The sequence below is a fragment of the Psychrobacter sp. 1044 genome (assembly GCF_904846525.1).
Taxonomy (GTDB): domain Bacteria; phylum Pseudomonadota; class Gammaproteobacteria; order Pseudomonadales; family Moraxellaceae; genus Psychrobacter.
Map to the genome: position 1 here is coordinate 305,054 of NZ_CAJHAZ010000001.1, position 20,727 is coordinate 325,780.

Genomic DNA, 20,727 nt, shown 5'->3' on the forward strand with positions numbered 1-20,727 from the left:
CAAAAACACACTGGATCGAAAGAACATTACACAGTCGGCTGGAGCTTTTCATAGCTGGCTGTTTGATGAGCTCGGTACAAGAAGCCACCCAAAATAATCAGCCGAAGTAATAACAAACACCACACGCTTAGCCAAATACCAGTCATATCCCACTGTTGGTAGAGCACCCAGCTGAGTGGAAAAAAGATAGCGGCGAGTATCAAAGCTGCGTTACGAATCACATTGCCGGCAGTTAAGCCAAAAAATATACCATCTAGCCAATAGGCACCAACGCCAACGAGAGGTAGTAATACTGCATAAAGGTGGTACTCATATGCCAGCGTAAAAACGGACTCGATATTGGTCATAAATTGCAAATATGTTGGCATCGCAAGCCACCATATCGCACTTAACATTATGGCTAGACCATAACTGACGATACCGGTGCGCTTGACGATAGTACGAAAACGTGGCCAATCCCGTCGTCCTGCTGCTTGACCGCTTAATGTTTCAGCCGATACCGCCACGCCATCGAGAGCAAATGCTGAGATACTTAATACTTGAAGCAAAATAGCGTTGGCGGCTAGGATGACGTCACCACTTTGAGCCGACAAGCGGGTAATCCAAGCGAAACTCAACGTCAAGATTAGAGTACGGATAAAAATATCTTTATTTAATGAAAATAGCCTAAGCATTCTGTCTTTAGAAAAATGTTGCTTGTTGACAGTGAATAAGGCTTGCCAAGATATTTGCAAATGCTGACGGCTGAGCCACAACGCTAGTATCACGCCTAGCCAAAAGGCAATAGTGGTTCCTAACGCCACCCCAACCAAGCCCATCTGCATACCGTAGACAAAAAACAAGGTTAGAATGATATTCAGCATAGCGATAAAGCCTTGCTGGTAAAGCATGTAGCGAGTCTTACCTTGACCAGCAAACCAACCAATAAAGGCAAAGTTCATTAGCTCAGCGATGACGCCCCAAAAGCGTACATCCAAATAAGTCTTTGCCGCTTGCCCACTTTCGGGGTTGGCTGATAGGGCTTGCAAGCCAAAATCTATCAACCAAGGCTTTGCCAGTAACAGAATGCTCCCGATAGCAAACGCTAATAACAAGGCACGTTGCAAGATTGATAGTAGGGGTGATGGGGTTGACGCTCTTGTGGTATGAGTAGAATTATCAACATGATTGACCGATTGTCCTAGCGCTTGAGCCGATAGCCCAGAAGACGCATATTGCAAAAAGTTAAAACTCACGAGCAATAAAGACAATAACTGTATCGCTAAGCCCATCCCAGCAAGTTTAGCCGTGTCATTCATGTTACCCACGATTGCGGTATCGATGACGCTTTGTAGTGGCATGGCTAGGTTGGCCAATAACACGGGCAACGCAATAGCAATGATACGTGTATAGCGAGTATCAATCGGTGGCATAGCACTAGGTGGCGAGGTGGTCATTGGCATTTTTGGCTCGTTTATACTTAAAACCCAACAAGGATTGAGCGTAGAATATTTGCTATTTATGACAAACACAGCTACAAAGACAAAAGCACCTAGACTCATTATTCATGAGGCAGGTGCTTTGATTTAAACGTTACTACTGTTATTTATGGCAGACTTTATAGTCAAATTTATATAAATTAAATAATACCATTAAACACTTATTCAAACATTTTTGGATCATTAAACGTGACAATTTCTTCTTCAAACTCAGGCTTTACTTTCACAATAAAGTCATCGCGTGATAGACCCATACGTAATGGAATCGAGCTTGCAATATACGTTGATGAGTAAGTACCAGCAAGCAGACCAATGAAGAGCGCTACTGAGAACCAATATAGTCCATCACCGCCTAAGAATAGCATGGCAAGTACGACCAGTAAAACAGTAGAAATGGTCATAATGGTACGGCGCAGCGTCTCTGTCAAAGACAAATCAATTGTCTGGCGCGGCGTGATACCGCGAACGCGTCGGAAGTTTTCACGGATACGGTCATAAACAACAATCGTATCGTTCAATGAGTAACCAATCAATGCCAAAATAGCAGCCAATACGGTTAAGTCAAACGGGAAGCCAAATAACGCAAAGACCCCGATGGTGACAATCGCGTCATGGAACAGCGATAGTACCGCGCCCAGTGCCAGCTTGAATTGGAAACGTAAAGCGACATACCCAAGCATACAGAGCAATGCTAATACCAGCGACATGACTGAGTTTAAGTAGACTTCGTTACCAACTTGGCTACCAATAATATTAACGTTACTGATTTCAACATTATTATTAGGCAGGGTTAATGCTTTAGTCAGGCTACTGTTAAGGCCATCTACGTTATCAGACTGTGGCGGCAGGCGTACGAGGAGTTCTTCTCGCGTACCGAGATACTGTACCACGGCATCATCAAAGCCATTATCGGCCAATGCTTGTACGACTTCAACTTGCTCGACAGGTTGCTCGTAACGCACATCTGCGGACACACCACCCGTAAAATCAAGTCCTAAGTTTAGACCGTTTACTGCAATCGCAATGATACTACCAATAACCATCAATAGAGATAAAAGTGCCATTGGCTTTTCTATCTTCATAAACGGAATAATACGCTGATTGCCAACGGCTTTGATACCGCCTTCAGCGATTGCAGCCGCATCATCAGCGGCATCACCTGATTCTACATCAGGATTGGCTGCTTGGGTGGCCAGTGCTTGACTGTCTTTACCCGCATCCTTACCACTGCTCAGAGCTTTGTCTTTTTTTGATTTAGCGGTAGTCGGGTTGTTGGCTTTGGTATTACTACCTTTACCATCACGGCGTGGTTTTTTACGGCGGCGTGTGCTGTCGTTATTTACCTCGCTGTTTGAGCCACCTGAACCATTTCGATCTGGATTGTTCTGCTGTTCTAAAGGGTTATTCTTATCGATCGCCATAATGTTCTCCTAACCGATGCTCAAACGTTTGATAGATTTACGCTTACCATAAGCAATTTGTACCAACGCACGTGTGACCAAAATCGCGGTAAACAGTGAGCTGACAATACCAATAGCGAGCGTAATCGCAAAGCCTTTAATCGGACCAGTACCAATCGCAAATAGGATAAATGCGACCAATAAGGTTGTAATGTTGGCATCGAAAATACTACTAAAGGCGCGATCAAAACCTGCCACGATGGCGGATTTTGGCCGTACCCCGTTTGCTAGCTCCTCACGTATTCGCTCAAAGATTAGTACGTTGGCATCGACGGCCATACCGATAGTCAAAACGATACCGGCAATACCAGGCAAGGTAAGTGAAGAGCCTAAGATTGACATAATAGCAATGATGATAATAACGTTCACGGCCAGCGCCACGTTGGCGATCACACCAAACAGACGATAGAAGATAATCATAAACGCAAAGACTAATAGATAACCAACCTGCGTAGAGAATAGACCTTTATCAATATTTTCTTGACCTAATGATGGGCCAATAGTGCGTTCTTCTACAAAGTACATCGGTGCGGCAAGTGCGCCTGAGCGTAGCAGTAGTGCAAGCTCGGCAGCTTCCGCGCTACTATCTAGCCCAGTAATACGGAAAGATGAGCCAAGGACCGCTTGAATATTGGCACGGTTAATGACTTTAGTCTCAGCATAAGGTGTTCTAACTTCGACAGTTTCGCCAGTCTCTGGATCTTCTTCGTAAGTGATTCTTTGCTTGTTTTCGATGAACAACACTGCCATCTGTTTGCCAACGGCGGTACGAGTGGCATTTTGCATGAGCTTACCACCAGCACTATCTAAAGTAATGCTCACTTCAGGAGAGCCGCTTTCATCCACACCAGTTTGAGCATTGGTGACTTTATCACCAGTGACAATCGCTTGACGTTCAAGCAGTACCGGCGGACCATCAAGTGTCTCAAACGGGAAAGCTTCGGTACCCGCTGGAGGGATACCGCCCGTATAGTTTTCGCTGTCTTCCGCAACCATACGGAACTCAAGGTTTGCGGTGCGCCCTAAGACACGTTTTGCCTCAGCAGTATCTTGTACGCCAGGAAGCTCGACGACGATACGACTGGCACCTTGTGATTGCACCAAGGCTTCAGTCACACCAAGCTCAGCAATACGATTGCGAAGGGTGGTCAAGTTTTGATTAACCGCATAGCTATTGATTTCATTAAGCGTTGCATCGTTGTACGCTAAAATCAGTGCAGGACCTTGCTCATCAATAGAGGATTGCAAGCTAAACGTATTGCCCATTGAGCCTTGCAAAACATTCTGTGCACGGTTACGAGCATCTGTATCAGCGAAATGTAATACCACACTTCGATCTTCGGTCTTAATGCCTTTGATCGCAATTCGCTCAGCACGTAGCTCGCGACGCATGTCACGACTGGCACTGGTCAAACGCTGTTCAAGCGCCTTATCCATATCGACTTCTAGTACAAAACGCACACCGCCACGTAAATCAAGGCCGAGCTTCATCGGTTTTGCACCGATATCACGTAGCCACTGCGGCGTCGTTTGCGCCAAGTTAAGCGCGACGACATAGTCTTCGCCTAGGTTTTGACGCAGTACTTCCTGAGCTTTGAGCTGATCGACTGGATTGTCAAGACGTACCAGTGCACTGTTGCCCTCAAAGGTTCCATCGTGGTTATTGATGCCAGCCTCTTCAAGCAAGCTTTGAGACTCAGTCAAGATACCTTCAGACAGCTGTGTGCCTGCAGCGGCGCTTGTAATCTGCACGGCAGGTTCATCAGGATAGAGGTTAGGAGCAGCATATAGACCGGCAATGATTAGCACGACGGCAATAAGTAAGTATTTCCAAGCGGGATATTGCATAATCACTTCTTTAGGTTGATAAACGACTGGCGACGTAGGCCACAAGTTAGCAGATGGGAAGTTAGCGATAGCAATGGTTGAGTGCTGTATCTAGCAGTCGTCATCATGCACCATTGCGATCATCCGCGATGATAGTAAAACAGTAGAGCAAATAATACAGACGTATCTTTATATAGTCATCAAAAATATATAGTCAGCAAAATATCACTGATAAAACCAATAAAGACAGCATGGTCAAAAGCATAAACATAAATTGTCTATACTCTATGAGACTGTTTTTACATCATTGCTCTATAGCGAAAAATGACCGTAAATAAGGTACGGTCATTCTTAGGCACTGTATTAATCACTATATTTATTAATGAAAGATGAGGGCGTGTCCTCAATTCAATCGATTACCCTCTAAATGGGCTAAAAATGGCTAAATTTTGCCAAACATCGTCAAATAGCTTATTAATATCTCGATATTATTTGCGCTACTTTCCTTGTTTAACGGCAATTTATTTCATTTTTACCACCATTTTTAAAATGAGGACATGCCCTAGTAATCATCAATAAAACGCGACTAATATTTCAATCAATCATTAAACGCTTTCGATTGTGCCAGCAGGTAACACTGAAATAACAGAAGCACGTTGTACTTTGACATCAGTATTATTGTTCAGGCTGACCACCGCATAGTCACCTTCAATGGCTTTGATACGGCCCATCAAACCACCAGCAAAAATAATTTCGCTACCGACAGTCAATGCATTGACCATGGCACGATGTTCTTTGGTACGCTTAGATTGCGGACGAATCACTAAGAAGTAAAAAATCGCAAAAAAGGCAACAGGCAATAGTATTTGACTAAATAGTGACATAGCACCAGCAGCTTCTGGTGCAGCATGGGCAGCTTGGATAAATAACAACATAATTTCTCTCAGTAAGTCATAGATAATAATAAAATTAAACGCATAGTAACAAAAAATCCCAGACTTGGTAACTGTTAATCATAGGCTGAGTATGTTTTTCTTAAGGTAATGGCATGCTAGCGGTCATTACTTTTCGCAGCAATATTTTTACCACATCATATAAGTGACGCCAAAGCGCTGAGAGTATAACAAAATTCAAGCAGCGAATGGATGCTAGGTAGTAGTAGCGTAGCAAAAGGTATGGTCAAGGATACCAAAAAACAAAGACTTAACAATAGCGTCTTATTGTGAAATGGCATCATCAATGCTACTATCAAATGGCAATAATTCCCTGCATTTAGCACACGGTTTATTAGTATATAATAGATCCTATTATCTGCTGCTAAATCAGTTTTGAGCAGCGAGTTACCATCGTTTTAGCAGATAACTAATAGCTAATTAATCATGTTTGTTTTGTTGTTTGCCTTTAATAGCTTAGTATCGTTTGCTCATTATATTATTATCCCTTTTACTTTTTTTCTGTTTAGGTTACCTAACTTGTTTACCACTTTTATGTTTGTACCTCGTTTGTGTCGTCCGCGCGCTTGTAAAGAAGCGTCTGCTAAACCTCCTCCGACATCACGCTATTCAAAGCGTCTTCGTCGTACCAATTCAATTGCTGGGTTATTAGCGCTGACGGCGATGCTGCTATTGCCATATCCAGCTTTTGCCGCTGATGCTTTAGCAGAGCCGACCGCGATCAGTGTGTTATTACTCATACTTTTTGTGGTTGTCGCCATCGGTATCTCGTTTGTCTGTTCATTGGCTGAGTCTGCATTACTGAGCATGACGCCGTCTTATATCGCTGATGTTCAAGAAAGCAATCCGAAAAAAGCAAATATGCTAAGACGCTTAAAGGTTGATAACATCGATCAGTCATTGGCGGCTATTTTGACTTTGAATACAGTGGCTCATACATTAGGTTCTATCGGTGCTGGTGCCCAAGCCACGATTGTGTTTGGTAGTGCATGGTTTGGACTGTTTTCTGCCATTATGACCTTGGCGATTTTGTTTTTATCTGAAATTATTCCAAAAACGCTTGGGACACTGTACTGGCGTCAACTAAGCGGTATGGTCGCTTATTTCGTTCGAGGCATTATTCTGCTGTTGTATCCACTTATTTGGATATCAGAAAAGTTAACCAAATTGCTAGTACGTGGCAAAGAACCCCAAGCATTCAGTCGTCGTGAATTTGCGGCACTTGCCAGTATCGGTGAAGAGTCAGGACAGATTGACCCATTAGAATCGCGCATTATTCGCAATTTGCTGGCATTTGGTGCGATTAAAGTCGAAGATATCATGACCCCGCGTTCGGTGATGTTGGCGTTTGAAGAAAACAAAACAGTCGCTGAATTATTGGTTGATCGCCCAAAACTGACATTTTCACGACTGCCAATTTATGATGGTGACTTAGATAACATCACAGGTTTTGTATTAAAAACAGACATGTTATTAGCAAAAGTAAACCATGCGATGCACAAGCCATTGACTCAGTTTAAACGTGACATTACTTTTGTTTTTTCAAAAATGAAACTGTTTGATTTGTTAGAGCTGATGCTAAAAAACCGTATTCATATTGCGATTACAGTCGGTGAGTATGGTGAAGTCAAAGGTTTGGTTACTTTAGAAGATGTCTTTGAGACTTTATTGGGACTTGAGATTGTAGATGAAATAGACCGCGTCGAAGACATGCAAGCACTGGCTCGACAAATGATGGACAGACGAGTAGAGCGATTGGGTATGAAGCTTAGTGATGATGAACAACAATACGAAGATAATAGTACGGACGCTAAGTAAGCTTCCGTTTGGCTTATTAAATTGAGATTGGATTGACAGAAAGCGATCTAAAATTAGGGCGAAAACAGAGTCGTGTACTGCGTAAGTGGCTCAGTTAGTATATTTTTTATTTATAGTAGAGATGGGCAGTGACTCATATTTTCAGAAATAATTGTGCCATATGATTGGTATTTTAGTATTCGCAATAATTACACAGGGTGTCACATAGCTGTGAGAATTGAATGATAGTCTCACTCTATGGTAAAAGTACGCTGTCATCATTAATAAGTAGGTGATGATTAAACAGATATTTTTCACAAGTAGAATGAAGAGGGCACACGCTAGCCAGTGCTTGCTTCATTTATCACGATGTTAATGAGTAATAAACGACTACTATATTTAATCAATAAAAAACGTTAGTCATCAAAAGATGGCAACAACGATAACAGCATTGCTAAGGATTATGATGAAACGATTATGGGGAAAAGGGCTTTTGGCATTATTGCTAAAAAGTGCCAGCGTGGCGGCGGTAGTGACCGTTGTAAGTACTGTGAGTATCAGTGCACAAGCGGCAGCCATGACCGAAGCTTTGGTGCAGAACTATATAGCAGCAATGAAGTCATCAGCGAATAGCCAAAATGTCAATCAGGTCGCGCGTCTTGTCTCTGACGATGCACTGATTTCATTATCTAGAAAAGGTAAGTCTACCAGTTTAGATAAAGATGCTTATTTGAAGTTGTTGCAAAATAGTTGGAATAACACCTCTAATTACCGTTATGATATTTCTGTGGATAACATCGTTATTACGGGCGATCAGGCCAAAGCCAATGTCACGACCAATGAGAGCTGGGTAAAAGATGGTAAAAATGTCTCATTTGTCACTACCTCAAGAGTGACGCTGACGTTATCGACTGGTAATGCGGTGCTGCTACGTGCCGTATCACAAGTAACGATTAATTAATCGTTACTCGACTAATAACTCAGTACTGGCTAGTCAGCAATTAGACATTATTAACAATTAGGTATTAATGGATAAGCATTGATTAAGAAATGTCTTGATCAGTGGATAATCAAATAAGATAGTGCATTAATCAGGCTCTTCGAAAGCTAAGCATTCCATCATTAATAGCTATGCAGATTCACAATGTTGAATAATTAAATGATTGATTGCATTTCGTGAATGGTCTGAAAATTGACTCAACTTATGATGATTATCTTTTTATATTAGACTGGTCTTTGCTTCACATTGCATACTATACTAGCAAGCAACTTTATCTTATCACTTTCTGTCGTTAGGAAACTTCCAATATCATGTCTACTGTGCTATCAAAATCTCACTCATTTATTGCGTTGCCATTGACGCTTGCGGTATCAACTCTACTTATCAGTGCTTGTAGCAATACCTCAGCGGTAAAAAAGGGTGCGACCAATAGCTCATCTGTTATTACTAAACGCCCAGCTACTAAAGCGCCTGCAGCAAGCAGCAGTACGGACTATTCAACGGCATATTTAGATGCAGATAGTTTGGATGAGTTAGCCGATTTACTCGAAGCCACTGACATGACTATGGTGGAAGGCAACAAACTTGCTATTCAGCAGTATGGTGATTTATGGAGTCGCTTACGTGCTGGCTATCGTATGAATGGCGGTCAGCCGACTTATAATCAGCGTATTGAAGGGCAAAAAAGCTGGTTTACCAGTCGACAAGACTATTTAAACCGTTTAACTGCACGTGCCAGTCGCTATATCTATCACACTGTACGAGAAGCTGAGCGTCGTAATATCCCGACAGAGCTGGCTTTATTACCTGTTATTGAGAGCTCTTACGATCCAAGTGGTACCAGTAGTGCAGCAGCAGCAGGCTTATGGCAGTTCATTCCAAGTACGGGTCGTATTTATGGTTTGAATCAAAGTAGTACCTATGATGGTCGCCGTGATGTCATCGAATCAACTCGCGCCGCTTATGACTTCTTGACCGCACTGCATAACCAGTTTGGCAGTTGGGAGTTAGCATTGGCCGCTTATAATGCGGGTCCTGGTCGCGTGCAAAAGGCCATTGATGCTAATAGAGCTCAGGGTTTACCGACAGATTATTGGTCTCTGAGATTGCCTACTGAAACGATGAACTACGTGCCTCGTTTCTTGGCGGTAGCGGAAATTGTTGCCAAGCCTGAGCAGTATGGTGTCTATTTGCCAGCTATTGCCAACCGTCAGCATTTCCGTAGTGTGCCAGTGAACTATGGTGTTAGCTTAGCTGAAGTTGCGCAAATGACAGGCGTGAGCTACGACGAATTAGAAAGGCTAAATACGGCCTTAACGTCAGGGCGTGTTGATTCTTCTGGTCCCCAGCGTATTATTATTCCTAATGATGTGAGTCTTAATACCGATGTTAAATTGAGCTCATTGAGAGGCAATGGTACGGGCAATATACTGGCATCGAGTAATACAAGCACACCAAGTAGCACGACCACGACGCCAAGCTATAATAACAAACCCTATACTGGCTCTTCATTACCATCGACAGGTAGCGCCTTGGCTGATTATGCTGCAAGCGCTAGTGTGCCGCAGCAAACGACCAGTTATATATCACCGTCAGTCACGCCTACTAGCAGCTCTGTCTACAGTAATAATGCCTCGGTGCGTACTGAGCCACCATTGAGTACGGCAGAAACCAACAAGATCAATGCTGAGCTAAAAAGCAGCAACAGTCTACCGACTACCTCTGCTCAAATTACACAGAATAATACGATTGTCCAAGAACCACCATTGAGCAAAGAAGAGCGTGATTTTATTGCCAATCAAATTCGCAGTAACACGCCTGAAACCAATGTAATCAATGCTGATGGTAATATTAATTTATCCGCAGTACAGACGCAGCAGTCTATTCTAGAAGCCAGTGGCGAAGAGAAAAAGCTTAGCTTTGCAAAAACATCAGTAAGCAAGCCAAAACCCCAAGGTGCACGTACCACTTATACCGTTAAGCGTGGTGATACCTTGTCTAATATCGCCAGTCGTGCGGGTGTCAGTTGGCGCGATATCGCTGAATGGAATCAAATAGATGCCAGCTCTAAGCTGCTATCAGGCAGTACCTTATACTTATACAATGCAAAAACCATCGAACCGTTGAGCACAGCTAACAATACCGTAGCAAGCCAACCAGAGAGCTATGTAGTACAAAGTGGCGATACGCTGATTGGTACTGCTAACCGCTTTGGTCTATCGGTGACTCAGTTGGCAACCTACAATAATTTGAGTAGTAGAGCGGATCTACTACGTGGTCAAAAGCTATGGCTGATACCAGGTAAGGTGACTGCGCCAGTGACCACACCTGCCGCTCCCTCGACCAAGCCAAGTAAATCAAGCACCGTTACTAAGAACTATAAAGTAAAAGCGGGCGATGGCTTGATTGCTCTCGCACGTCAGTTCAATGTTTCAACTGATACACTTGCCAGCCTCAATAATATGAGCACTACAAGCTCACTATATGTTGGTCAAACGCTAAAAGTACCTGCAAGTGTCGATTTCGATGCAGCAAACACCTCAAGCGCTAGTAGCCGTAACAGCAGCTCAAGTTCGGTGGCAACCACCAATTACAAAGTAAAATCTGGCGATACTTTGATCGGCATTGCCAATAGCGTAGGTATCAGTCCAGCTGAGCTTGCGGCGGTGAATAGCAACTTTGATGCAAAAGCACGCTTACAACGTGGTCAAACCATCAAAGTACCCGTGTCTAAAGGATTGGTTGATCGTCAGCTAAATGATAAAACTGTCAGTTATAAAGTAAAATCAGGCGATACGTTAACAGGCGTGGCGCAACGTTATAATATCGGTCTTAGTGACTTGGCAACAGCGAACAACCTGAAAACCAACTCTAATTTGATACTCGGTCGTACGATTACGATTCCTGCCAGTGGCAGCGTTGTAGTGACCTCTAGTAGCAATAACCAAAGCAGTAGTACGGCTAGTAGCACTGCCGCGACTAGCACAGCGAGCAGTGGCAAAAAATTGGGCAACACCGAGAGCTATAAAGTTAAATCTGGTGATGGTTTGATTGCTTTGGCACGTCAATTTGGTGTTTCGATAGACGACTTGGCTGCGACCAACGATCTCGCGACCAATGCCCAGTTACAGCGTGGGCAAACGCTTAAAGTACCAAAGCTCACAGTGAGCTACACCGTTGGGTCAGGAGACAGTTTGATTGGCTTAGCACGTAAATATGGCGTCTCTACGCAAGAGTTGGCTGAGATGAATAATATCGCGGCGGATACGATGCTACAGCGCGGTCAGCGCTTGACCGTACCTAATCGTTAAGAGTAAGCGGCTTAGTGAAATAATAGCCAAGTAAATACGATTAAGACAGATTATTCTGCACAAAAAAGCTGCTCTTTATAAGAGCAGCTTTTTTTTATCTGTGACATTCAATTCTCAAAATATTTAATAATATTTATCAACTAGACGGTTTGAGTTTTGATAGTCTCAAGATAACTTCTAATATTGCTAACATAATGCATCGCTTGACCATAACGACTATTGGCAGCTTTATTATCAGCTAAGTACGCATAAACGTTCGCCCAGCTTTTATCATCAATACCCTGATCTCGCAGTTTACGCTGAATACTCTTGACTGCATTTGGTCCCATGTTGTAGCCGGCAAGCGCAAACCAAATACGATCTGTCTTTGGCACATCAGCAAAGTCATCTTTCATTTGCTCTAAATAACGCGCGCCGCCGCCGATACTTTGGTAGGGATCGACGCGATCTGAGACGCCCATTGCTTTGGCTGTATTATTGGTCAACATCATAAGCCCACGCACGCCCGTTGGCGATACGGCATTGGCATCAAGGTGTGATTCTTGGTAACCCATGGCCACCAATAATTCCCAATCATGATTATAATTGCGTGCTTGCTCTTCAAAAGACGATTGATAATCAGGCAGTTTTTCAGTCAACGTTTTTTGGAAATGATCTTGGCTATAGGCGTCTTTTAGCAAGTTTTGATTGTAAAAGGCAGCAAGTTTTTGTGTGTTTTTCAGCTTAATGCTGTCACATAAAAAGTAACTGGCTTTTTGTGATAATGGGTCATTGGATGAATTGAACGTCCAACTGACTTTTGGATGTAAACCATTCTTTGTTAAGCTGGCGTCATAGCCGCAACTGATGTTGATAGACGATAAGTTAAACTTGCTCTTTAACTGTGTACTGGCCGTTGTCAATGCCATGTCTACCTCGCCCGATCTCAGCGCCTTTAGAGCAGTTTCTTCATTGGCATACGCTTTTAGATCGATATCAACGCCAAGCTCGTCAGCATAAGTACGTACCAAATCAAAACCAAAGCCATGTTGAAAACCGTCAGTCGCAAAATAAGTGCTGTCACCGGGGACGGCAGCGATGGTTAACGTGCTTTCTAGCATGACGTTATCATAGGCTGGCACTGGCGCACGCATCGTCGTCAGACTCTCAGCAGGTAAAGAGAGAAGGGCAATACTAGAAACTTGCGCCAGCTTTTTGGTTCTAGAAAAACGACTCGATGTCGTCGGGGTAACGGATGAAACGATGTTACTTTTAGTGTTCGGTAGGCGTTTAGATGGACGCAGTAAATAAGAAATACGGCGTCTAGCCCCTTGCGCAGATACTTTCACACGATAAGTAATACGCTGCATGGATGTCTCCTGATTTTAGCCATCCTGCTTACCGTAAAACGCTTGTGAATGTATGCTTATAAAGTAGTCATACATCGATGTCGCATTTTAGACAACCATGCACTTCTCAATAGGATAAGTGCGTCGTCATCTTATTTAATAATAGTGCCGCTAATGAATTTTTATCAGATGTAGCGGTGCAGTTTTTAATTAGCTGGTTATCTACTGGCGTATTCGGTGTATCAGGTAAGAGGGCTAAAAAATCTCTCAAAATATCAATATAAAACATCGATATAAAGTATCAATATAAAATATCGATATAAAGTATCAATACAAAATGATGAACGCATAACACCGCGAAGGATATAAATCGGATGATTCCTTCATCGATGCATAGATGGGGCTAAGAATAAAACAACTATATATTAAACATAGGTAAGGTCATGAACTAAGTTATTGAGACAAAACAAAGAATGAGCGGGGTGCGTATGCACTCAGCTTTTCTGTGCTGATATTAATGACCATGTCCTCTTTAAATCATTTGTAATAGAGTCAACAGTGATTAATTTTTTGTCCAGCAATAAGGGTAAGCAAGTCGCTATTTTCATTACTAATAAAAAAATGATAGAAGATTTACTCAAACATTCTATCAGTCAGCGGTTGCTAACCCAGTATCGCGACACTTAAATCAAGACATACCATGCTGCTGAAAATATATCACGCACAGTGTGTCTATTAGTAAATCGTCCAAAACCTCGTTATCTATATGACCTCAATAGCTACACAACATAGTGAGATTTTAGGCGGTTATACTCATTTAAGTACCATAACCGGAAGCTGTAATAAATGGGAAGCCTCATGACAAGACATTCTTTCTTCAGATATTAATATGCGGATATTCCTTGGATTATTCAAGTGTGGTTAAGAAATTAGCGATAAAACTTAACAATTGGGCTATAGACGGTTAAAAAGCCCCTTGTTATTGATACACTATTGAAAATTGCAGCCGCAAAAATCATGCCTATTGGGCAACCATACTGATTTTTATTAGCCTTGTTTTCCGAAAATTATTCTAAATTTAGATAGCTATTAGATAGCTATGAGTAGAGTTGAGGAAACAGTTTAAGCAGGATTATCAATATCTACAAAGGTCACGGGTATACCAAATGCTTGAGAAACTATGTGACCGAGTGCTTGAATACCGCCGCGTTCTGTCGCGTGATGTCCACAAGCGAAATAATCAATGCCTAGCTCACGGGCAATATGGGTGGTACGTTCTGATATTTCGCCAGAGATAAAGGCGTCACAGCCCATCAATGCAGCTTGTTCGATCATATCTTGTGCGCCGCCCGTACAAATGCCCACGTGTTCGATAATTCTGTTATTATCGATATGAGCGCTTGTACTATTCGGTGCGCTATAATTGGCAGAGATATGCAATGGCAATCGTCCTAGCGTCTGGGTAATGTGAGTAATGAGGCTTTGAGCATTCTGCGGGGTACAAGTGGCGATATTACCCACTGGATGCGACTCACTAGGGTATAAAGCGCCGATAACGGTCATGTTTAATGCGTCAGCCAACTTGGCATTATTACCAATGACGGGATGGGCATCGAGCGGTAGATGATAACCAATCAAAGAGATACCATGCTGCATAAGTTTACGGATACGCTGACCTTTCATACCAGTGATGGGGGCAGGTTCGCCTTTCCAAAAATAACCATGATGCACCATAATGGCGTCTGCATTGTCAGCAATAGCCGCATCAATCAACGCCTCACAAGCCGTTACACCAGTGATGATGCGCTTGATAGGTCGACCCCCATCTACTTGTAAACCATTAGGGGCATAATCTTTAAAAGCATCTGCTGATAAATAGTCATCACAGAATGTGGTCAGTGCTTGAACGGTAATGGCGGTATCTGAGGGCTCGGTTGCGATATTGTGTGTGGTCATGGTATTCCCTTATAATTGATTCAGTGGGGCAAGCATTTATGGCTAAGATATGGCTTTTGATAATGAGTATTTTAACATGTGGCTACAGTAGGATAGACAATCCTACTCACTGAAATGGTACACGATACGTTACAACTGGGTAGTATTGGCGGTTATAATTTATACATGTAAGCGTGCCGTATAGATAGTGCAAAAAAACAACCATCTAGTGGACTGTGAACGTTTGTTAAATGCTGCTCAATGCGTCCTAATATATACCATGCTTCTTACCTTATTCATTTTCGTCTGTTTGTATCAAATTTATAGAGGTTTTATATGTCGTCATCTCGGAACACCAGCAGCAAGGCGTCTGTATTAAAATGGTTACCTTGGGTTTTATTGCTAGTCGTGATTGCCGCATTTATTTGGTTGTTTGCGAGTATGAAGACGGCATCAGAGCAGGCATGGGAGCCGCCCAGAACCATGCCTGCTGAGCAGCAAGCGTCAGCACCGGTTTCTGATACACCCGCAGCGATTTCTTCTTATCATAATGCGGTTGCTCGCGCCTCACAATCAGTCGTGAATATCTACACCACGCAAACGATGGCAGAACATCCTTATATGAATGATCCTGTGTTGCGCCGCTTTTTTGAGTTCCATGGTGCACCGTCAGAAGAGCAGGGCAATACCAATTTAGGCTCTGGGGTGATTGTCTCAGAAGATGGCTATATCGTGACCAATGCCCATGTGATCGAAAAAGCCGATGAAATTACGGTCGCCTTTAATGATGGTCGTAAGAGCCGCGCTAGAATCGTTGGTACAGATCCAGACAGTGATTTGGCAGTGATTAAAGTAGATATGACCGGTTTGGCACCACTTGGTTTTCGTAAAGAACCTATCCGAGTTGGCGATGTCGCATTAGCGATTGGTAATCCGTTCGGTGTCGGTCAAACGGTAACGCAAGGGATTATCTCAGCGACAGGACGTACTGGGCTTGGGGTCAACAAGTTTGAAGACTTTATCCAGACCGATGCAGCGATTAACCCAGGTAATTCGGGCGGCGCACTCGTTGACGCTTTTGGTGAATTAATTGGTATTAATACTGCCATTTACTCACGCTCTGGCGGCTCTATGGGTATCGGTTTTGCTATTCCTACCGCTATCGTTGAGCAAGTGATGAATGCCATTATCAAAGATGGTAAGGTGAGCCGTGGTTGGTTGGGGATTGAGATACAGTCACAGTTACGTGACCCAACGCAGCTTGAAACCTCGACTGGGGTAGAAGTGCTTAATGTTGTTCCTAAGAGTCCTGCTGCTAAGAGTGGTCTGCGTATCGGCGATATTATTTTGACGATTGACGGTGTTGAGATGACGGATGCCAATACCTTGATTCAGTATGTCGCTCGTAAAGCACCGAATACCACGCTGAATGCGCAAATATTACGCCGTGGCAAAAATGCCCAAGTTAAAATCCTGTTAGAAGAGCGTCCAGCGCAAGAGCCGATGGAACGTCCGGTCATGATTCTTGATGAAAATGTTGGTGGTATAGAAGATCCAAATTTACAAGGTGAGAGACAAGACGTGCCGATGATGTCAGAAGCCGAGCGCGACCGTATGCGTGAAGAGCTGTTGCAGCTGTTTGAAAGAGATGGCGCGCCTTTATAAGGTCATTCTTCATCACATAAAGCTCAATCAAAATAAGCTTAATCAAAATGGTTTGAACGGTTTATAGACAGTAAAAAAGCGCGTTATCTTGAAGATAACGCGCTTTTTGTTTCGAATTTTTTAGCACTACTGTTGTTAGTATTACTCTATAGTAGGCTCGTGATTGATATAAATCACACCCTGCACACGGCAACAGCAGGGCAGGATCTCGTCTTCATCAATCATGGCAAGGGGCGCAAACGGATAGTCAATGACGTGTGAGCTGGCGATACGCTTTATTCGGCAACTGCCACAATAGCCTTCTTTACATTGATAATTGATATCATGTCCAGTGCGTAGCAATCCATCCAGCAAGCTTTCGTCATCATGCAAGTAAAATTGCTTCTTACTCGTCATTACCCAAGTCATAGTCTTATCCTGTTTGTTTCCCTATCATTCTGTACTTTCTAAACTATAGTCAATCCTATATAAATCAGATACGGTGTCAGGCTCGCTTAGTCTACTATTTGTAGTACTTTCGCTCGCCTTCCTTGTATCTAAATTATATGGAAACGACTATATACTCTTTTAAAAACTATTTTTTAAATGAACACATAAGCTCTAAAGCTCAAAATCATCAAAATCGCTGTCTGATAAATCTGAGTCAATCTGACCTACCAAATATGAGCTGATTTCCGTCTCTTGTGGAGCAACTTGTACGTTGTCAGAAGACAACCACGTATTAATCCACGGGATTGGGTTTGATTTAGAATTCGGGAATGCGACTGGCAAGCCAACCGCTTCCATACGTAAATTGGTGATGTATTCAATATATTGGCAAAGAATGTCTTTATTGAGACCAATCATTGAGCCGTCTTTGAATAGATAGCCTGCCCATTCTTTTTCTTGCTCAGCCGCTTTACGGAATATCTCGATGCTTTCTTCATAGCATTCTTTGGCAATGTCGACCATCTCTGGATCATCACGACCGATGCGCATGAGGTTAAGAATATGCTGCGTACCGGTTAAATGTAGCGCCTCATCACGAGCAATCAGTTTAATAATCTTGGCATTACCTTCCATTAACTTACGCTCGGCAAAGGCAAAAGAGCAAGCAAATGACACATAAAAGCGAATGGCTTCTAAGACGTTGACTGCCATCAAGCACAAGTAAAGCTGCTTTTTCAGCGATTTTAAATCGACGGTAATTTGCTTGCCATTGATCGTGTGCGTGCCTGCACCGTATAGGTTGTATAGCGATGAGTTATAATACAAGTCATCGTAGTACTTGGCGATGTCGGCGGCGCGCTCTAGGATATGATCGTTTTGCATAATGTCATCAAAGACGATAGCAGGGTCATTGATAATATTACGAATGATATGGGTATAGCTGCGCGAGTGAATGGTCTCAGAAAACGTCCACGTTTCAATCCATGTCTCAAGCTCAGGAATCGATACCAATGGCAGTAGCACCACGTTTGGGCTACGACCTTGGATAGAGTCGAGTAGCGTTTGATACTTTAGGTTACTGATAAAGATATGCTGTTCGTGTGAGGACAAATTGCCGTAGTCCATACGATCACGTGATACATCGACTTCTTCTGGACGCCAAAAGAACGACAACTGCTTTTCGATCAATTGCTCAAAGATTGGGTGCTTTTGTTGGTCGTAACGCGCCACGTTGACCGGATTACCAAAAAACATCGGCTCTGTTAGCGCATTGTTTGGCGTTTGGGAAAAAATCGAATAAGTCATGAGACTGCCTTTATCATTGATATGGTTATTAAGTTATAGGGTTTTGACTAGATTTGGTTTGAATGAATTATATTACAAGTGCTCTAAAGATATCTGTTCTGACGTCTGTCCATCATTCATATACGCTTTAAATATCTCACTCAGCTCGCTATCGTCCAAACCTTCCAATTCATCGATCGCACTCTTACGCAGCGCACTCAAGCCATCATCATCTGATAGTTGCTGCATTTCTTTCTGTACGTCTTTTTTAGTCGTTCTCTTTACTGGTTTTTTCAATACTTTTGTGGCGACTTTCTTTAATGCTTCTGGTTTTGCTGCTGTGCCTTCGCCTAATTGCTCACGGACGTCTGCGATGTCGACTTCCACTTGTACGATATGCGAGCCACCATCGTTTAGGTCTGAAAATACGTTTGGGATAAACAAACCACCGTCTTTGATGATTGCGGTATATTGCACATGACCTCCGTCGTTTTAGTTCTATCTGTATGTTTTAATTATAACAGTAGCCAATCCCGCCTACCGCTTGTATCTGCTTTGTCGCTGGCGTGCAGTCTATCGTGTCTGACCGCATTCCTGTTGTCTCGATACTACGCTCAGTCACGGACTGCATCGCCATCGTCGTCAGCAGGATATCGCTATAGTCGGGGCTAAACGACCGTGTTAGGACGTCTCTCTTTTTTCTTAATGACTCTTCCGTTTGGACGTAAGCTGTAGGGTGTGCCTCGCGCACCTTTAAACACAATTTCTATATCATCGGTGCGCTGGGCGCACCCTACAACCGTTTAAAATAATAGTTAGATGTCGAAATATTCGCTCAACCTACGCTTATTAGCTTTCAAAACAACAATTTAAAAACCTTCTTAACTTTCTATGCCTTTTACTACTTATCAAGGGCGTAAATTGTCTCATATTATCTGCACTAAACAACTTAAAGCCATCCGTAATAATACAATGAGCTTCACGAACACTATCATTTAATTTTTCATTCTCTTTGATCATTTTGCTAAGTTCTTTGAGAGTTGTCTTGTCCTCATCAAAATTATTTAAACGCTCAAGAGCTATTTTGTTATTTAGAATGATGGTTTTAATTTTGGTTCTATTAGTAAGATAGTTTAGACCTTTCAAATCACCTAAGTTATCAGAAATATAGAAAGGATTTTGAACGTCTTTTCCTGTTCTAACCTCTTCAAGCTCAATCTCAGGTTTTGTAGCTCTACGCTGTATTGCAATAATGGAGCTCTTACTATGTTTCATTTGTTCTAACTTGTCGTATAGCCCATCAAGACCTTCAGACTTTATAGCTCTATAAACGCTCTAAATCCTCTTCCAATCAGCTTCTATTTCATTTAACTTTCTATAATTTTCAGCAATATTTAATTTAGCTAACTTTATATTCTCGATTTTGTTTGAGTAATCAATCTCTTTGCTAAGTTTGTTGCTCAAGGACGTAAAGTTTTCTCCAAAATACTTCTTGCCACAGTCATTTCCTAAATTAGTCAACCTACCAGATTCAGTTTCAACAATACATCCAATGTTATGAGGTGTGCGACAATTTGATAAACCGCATTTACCCTTGTTTGGAAGTTCATATTTATTAATAACTTGCTTTAATTTTTCCTTCTTAGGATCTAATGAGTCGGTATATCCACTCATTTTATAAATATCATCCCAAGTATTAATTCTCAAAAAATGCTTTTTACTAACTGAGATATTCAAATTCTTATCCTTCTTAGCAACTTATACTTAATAGTGCTAAGGTGTCGAAGCACCCTAACACTAAACCATTGAGGTCATACCAAACACCTATGCTATTTTTCTAGCACTAGCGTGTTCAATGTTTAAGTTTATGTATCCGTTAAGTCCATTTCCTATTCTAGCTAGCTCTATCATTTTGTTAACATGATTAGAACCAGTTATAGAATAGTTATACAGATACATACCACCTTTCTTAAAACGCACAATTATAAAATCGTCACCGACCTCATATGCGCTTATACCAGAGTTACCATCGATATCACGATATTTCTCCATGCTCACTTCTCCTGAGCTGAAACATTTGCGACTATCAATTCACGGTTTATTTGGACAAGGGGTAAGTTTTAAATTAGAATAGCTGCCTAAGAACGGAACGTTATTCTATTTGCTTATCACTTGTGAAAGTCGATAGCCTTAACTTCCTGATAATGAATATTGGCGTATTTATTATCTCCAATGGCAAAGATGAGAAATCGTCTTTGCC

At 42.3% G+C, this 20,727-nt stretch carries 17 protein-coding genes; 4 read left to right on the forward strand and 13 right to left on the reverse strand.

Annotated elements, in window-relative coordinates:
* Positions 1 to 26: 26 nt before the first annotated feature.
* The 4 genes from JMX82_RS01250 to yajC form a co-directional block, all read right to left on the reverse strand.
* Complete coding sequence (locus JMX82_RS01250) at positions 27 to 1,442, reverse strand: MATE family efflux transporter (RefSeq protein WP_201539021.1); 1,416 nt, start codon at positions 1,440 to 1,442, stop codon at positions 27 to 29.
* A gap of 197 nt (positions 1,443 to 1,639) precedes the next feature.
* On the reverse strand, positions 1,640 to 2,899 hold the full coding sequence (gene secF, locus JMX82_RS01255; RefSeq protein ID WP_201539022.1) for a protein translocase subunit SecF: 1,260 nt from the start codon (positions 2,897 to 2,899) through the stop codon (positions 1,640 to 1,642).
* A gap of 9 nt (positions 2,900 to 2,908) precedes the next feature.
* Positions 2,909 to 4,786: a protein translocase subunit SecD gene (gene secD, locus JMX82_RS01260; RefSeq protein ID WP_201539023.1), complete on the reverse strand. Its 1,878-nt coding sequence runs from the start codon at positions 4,784 to 4,786 to the stop codon at positions 2,909 to 2,911.
* A 584-nt stretch (positions 4,787 to 5,370) separates the two neighbouring features.
* Complete coding sequence (gene yajC / locus JMX82_RS01265) at positions 5,371 to 5,700, reverse strand: preprotein translocase subunit YajC (protein ID WP_045446152.1); 330 nt, start codon at positions 5,698 to 5,700, stop codon at positions 5,371 to 5,373.
* A 552-nt stretch (positions 5,701 to 6,252) separates the two neighbouring features.
* Between yajC and JMX82_RS01270 the strand changes: the two genes are divergently transcribed.
* The 3 genes from JMX82_RS01270 to JMX82_RS01280 all read left to right on the forward strand — a co-directional run bounded on the left by JMX82_RS01270 (position 6,253) and on the right by JMX82_RS01280 (position 11,826).
* On the forward strand, positions 6,253 to 7,536 hold the full coding sequence (locus JMX82_RS01270) for a CNNM domain-containing protein (protein ID WP_201539053.1): 1,284 nt from the start codon (positions 6,253 to 6,255) through the stop codon (positions 7,534 to 7,536).
* 445 nt (positions 7,537 to 7,981) lie between these two features.
* Positions 7,982 to 8,476 (forward strand): nuclear transport factor 2 family protein, encoded by a 495-nt coding sequence (locus JMX82_RS01275; protein WP_060490899.1) that lies wholly within the window; start codon positions 7,982 to 7,984, stop codon positions 8,474 to 8,476.
* A 350-nt stretch (positions 8,477 to 8,826) separates the two neighbouring features.
* A complete protein-coding gene (locus JMX82_RS01280) occupies positions 8,827 to 11,826 on the forward strand; it encodes a LysM peptidoglycan-binding domain-containing protein (protein ID WP_201539024.1) in 3,000 nt (999 codons plus the stop codon).
* A 140-nt stretch (positions 11,827 to 11,966) separates the two neighbouring features.
* Here the strand turns inward: JMX82_RS01280 and JMX82_RS01285 are convergent, their stop codons facing one another.
* Entirely contained in the window at positions 11,967 to 13,175 is a 1,209-nt protein-coding gene (locus tag JMX82_RS01285; RefSeq protein WP_201539025.1) for a transglycosylase SLT domain-containing protein, read from the reverse strand.
* A gap of 1,101 nt (positions 13,176 to 14,276) precedes the next feature.
* On the reverse strand, positions 14,277 to 15,110 hold the full coding sequence (locus JMX82_RS01290; RefSeq protein ID WP_201539026.1) for a Nif3-like dinuclear metal center hexameric protein: 834 nt from the start codon (positions 15,108 to 15,110) through the stop codon (positions 14,277 to 14,279).
* A gap of 315 nt (positions 15,111 to 15,425) precedes the next feature.
* Here JMX82_RS01290 and JMX82_RS01295 point away from each other — a divergent pair, with 315 nt between their 5' ends.
* Positions 15,426 to 16,754: a S1C family serine protease gene (locus tag JMX82_RS01295; protein WP_201539027.1), complete on the forward strand. Its 1,329-nt coding sequence runs from the start codon at positions 15,426 to 15,428 to the stop codon at positions 16,752 to 16,754.
* Positions 16,755 to 16,895: 141 nt separating this feature from the next.
* On the opposite strand, the gene yfaE is transcribed toward JMX82_RS01295, so the two are convergent.
* The 7 genes from yfaE to JMX82_RS01330 form a co-directional block, all read right to left on the reverse strand.
* Entirely contained in the window at positions 16,896 to 17,162 is a 267-nt protein-coding gene (gene yfaE, locus JMX82_RS01300) for a class I ribonucleotide reductase maintenance protein YfaE (RefSeq protein ID WP_045446158.1), read from the reverse strand.
* A 192-nt stretch (positions 17,163 to 17,354) separates the two neighbouring features.
* Positions 17,355 to 18,488 carry a class Ia ribonucleoside-diphosphate reductase subunit beta gene (gene nrdB, locus JMX82_RS01305; protein WP_045446160.1) on the reverse strand — a complete coding sequence of 378 codons (1,134 nt, stop codon included), beginning with the start codon at positions 18,486 to 18,488 and terminating at the stop codon, positions 17,355 to 17,357.
* 72 nt (positions 18,489 to 18,560) lie between these two features.
* Entirely contained in the window at positions 18,561 to 18,944 is a 384-nt protein-coding gene (locus JMX82_RS01310; protein ID WP_201539028.1) for a hypothetical protein, read from the reverse strand.
* A gap of 34 nt (positions 18,945 to 18,978) precedes the next feature.
* Positions 18,979 to 19,218 (reverse strand): hypothetical protein, encoded by a 240-nt coding sequence (locus JMX82_RS01315; protein WP_201539029.1) that lies wholly within the window; start codon positions 19,216 to 19,218, stop codon positions 18,979 to 18,981.
* A gap of 98 nt (positions 19,219 to 19,316) precedes the next feature.
* Positions 19,317 to 19,742: a hypothetical protein gene (locus JMX82_RS01320; RefSeq protein WP_201539030.1), complete on the reverse strand. Its 426-nt coding sequence runs from the start codon at positions 19,740 to 19,742 to the stop codon at positions 19,317 to 19,319.
* A 60-nt stretch (positions 19,743 to 19,802) separates the two neighbouring features.
* Positions 19,803 to 20,204, reverse strand: coding sequence for a hypothetical protein (locus JMX82_RS01325; protein ID WP_201539031.1), 402 nt, complete (start codon positions 20,202 to 20,204; stop codon positions 19,803 to 19,805).
* Positions 20,205 to 20,291: 87 nt separating this feature from the next.
* Positions 20,292 to 20,519, reverse strand: a complete 228-nt coding sequence (locus tag JMX82_RS01330; protein ID WP_194197488.1) for a hypothetical protein — start codon at positions 20,517 to 20,519, stop codon at positions 20,292 to 20,294.
* Between the last annotated feature and the right edge of the window lie 208 nt (positions 20,520 to 20,727).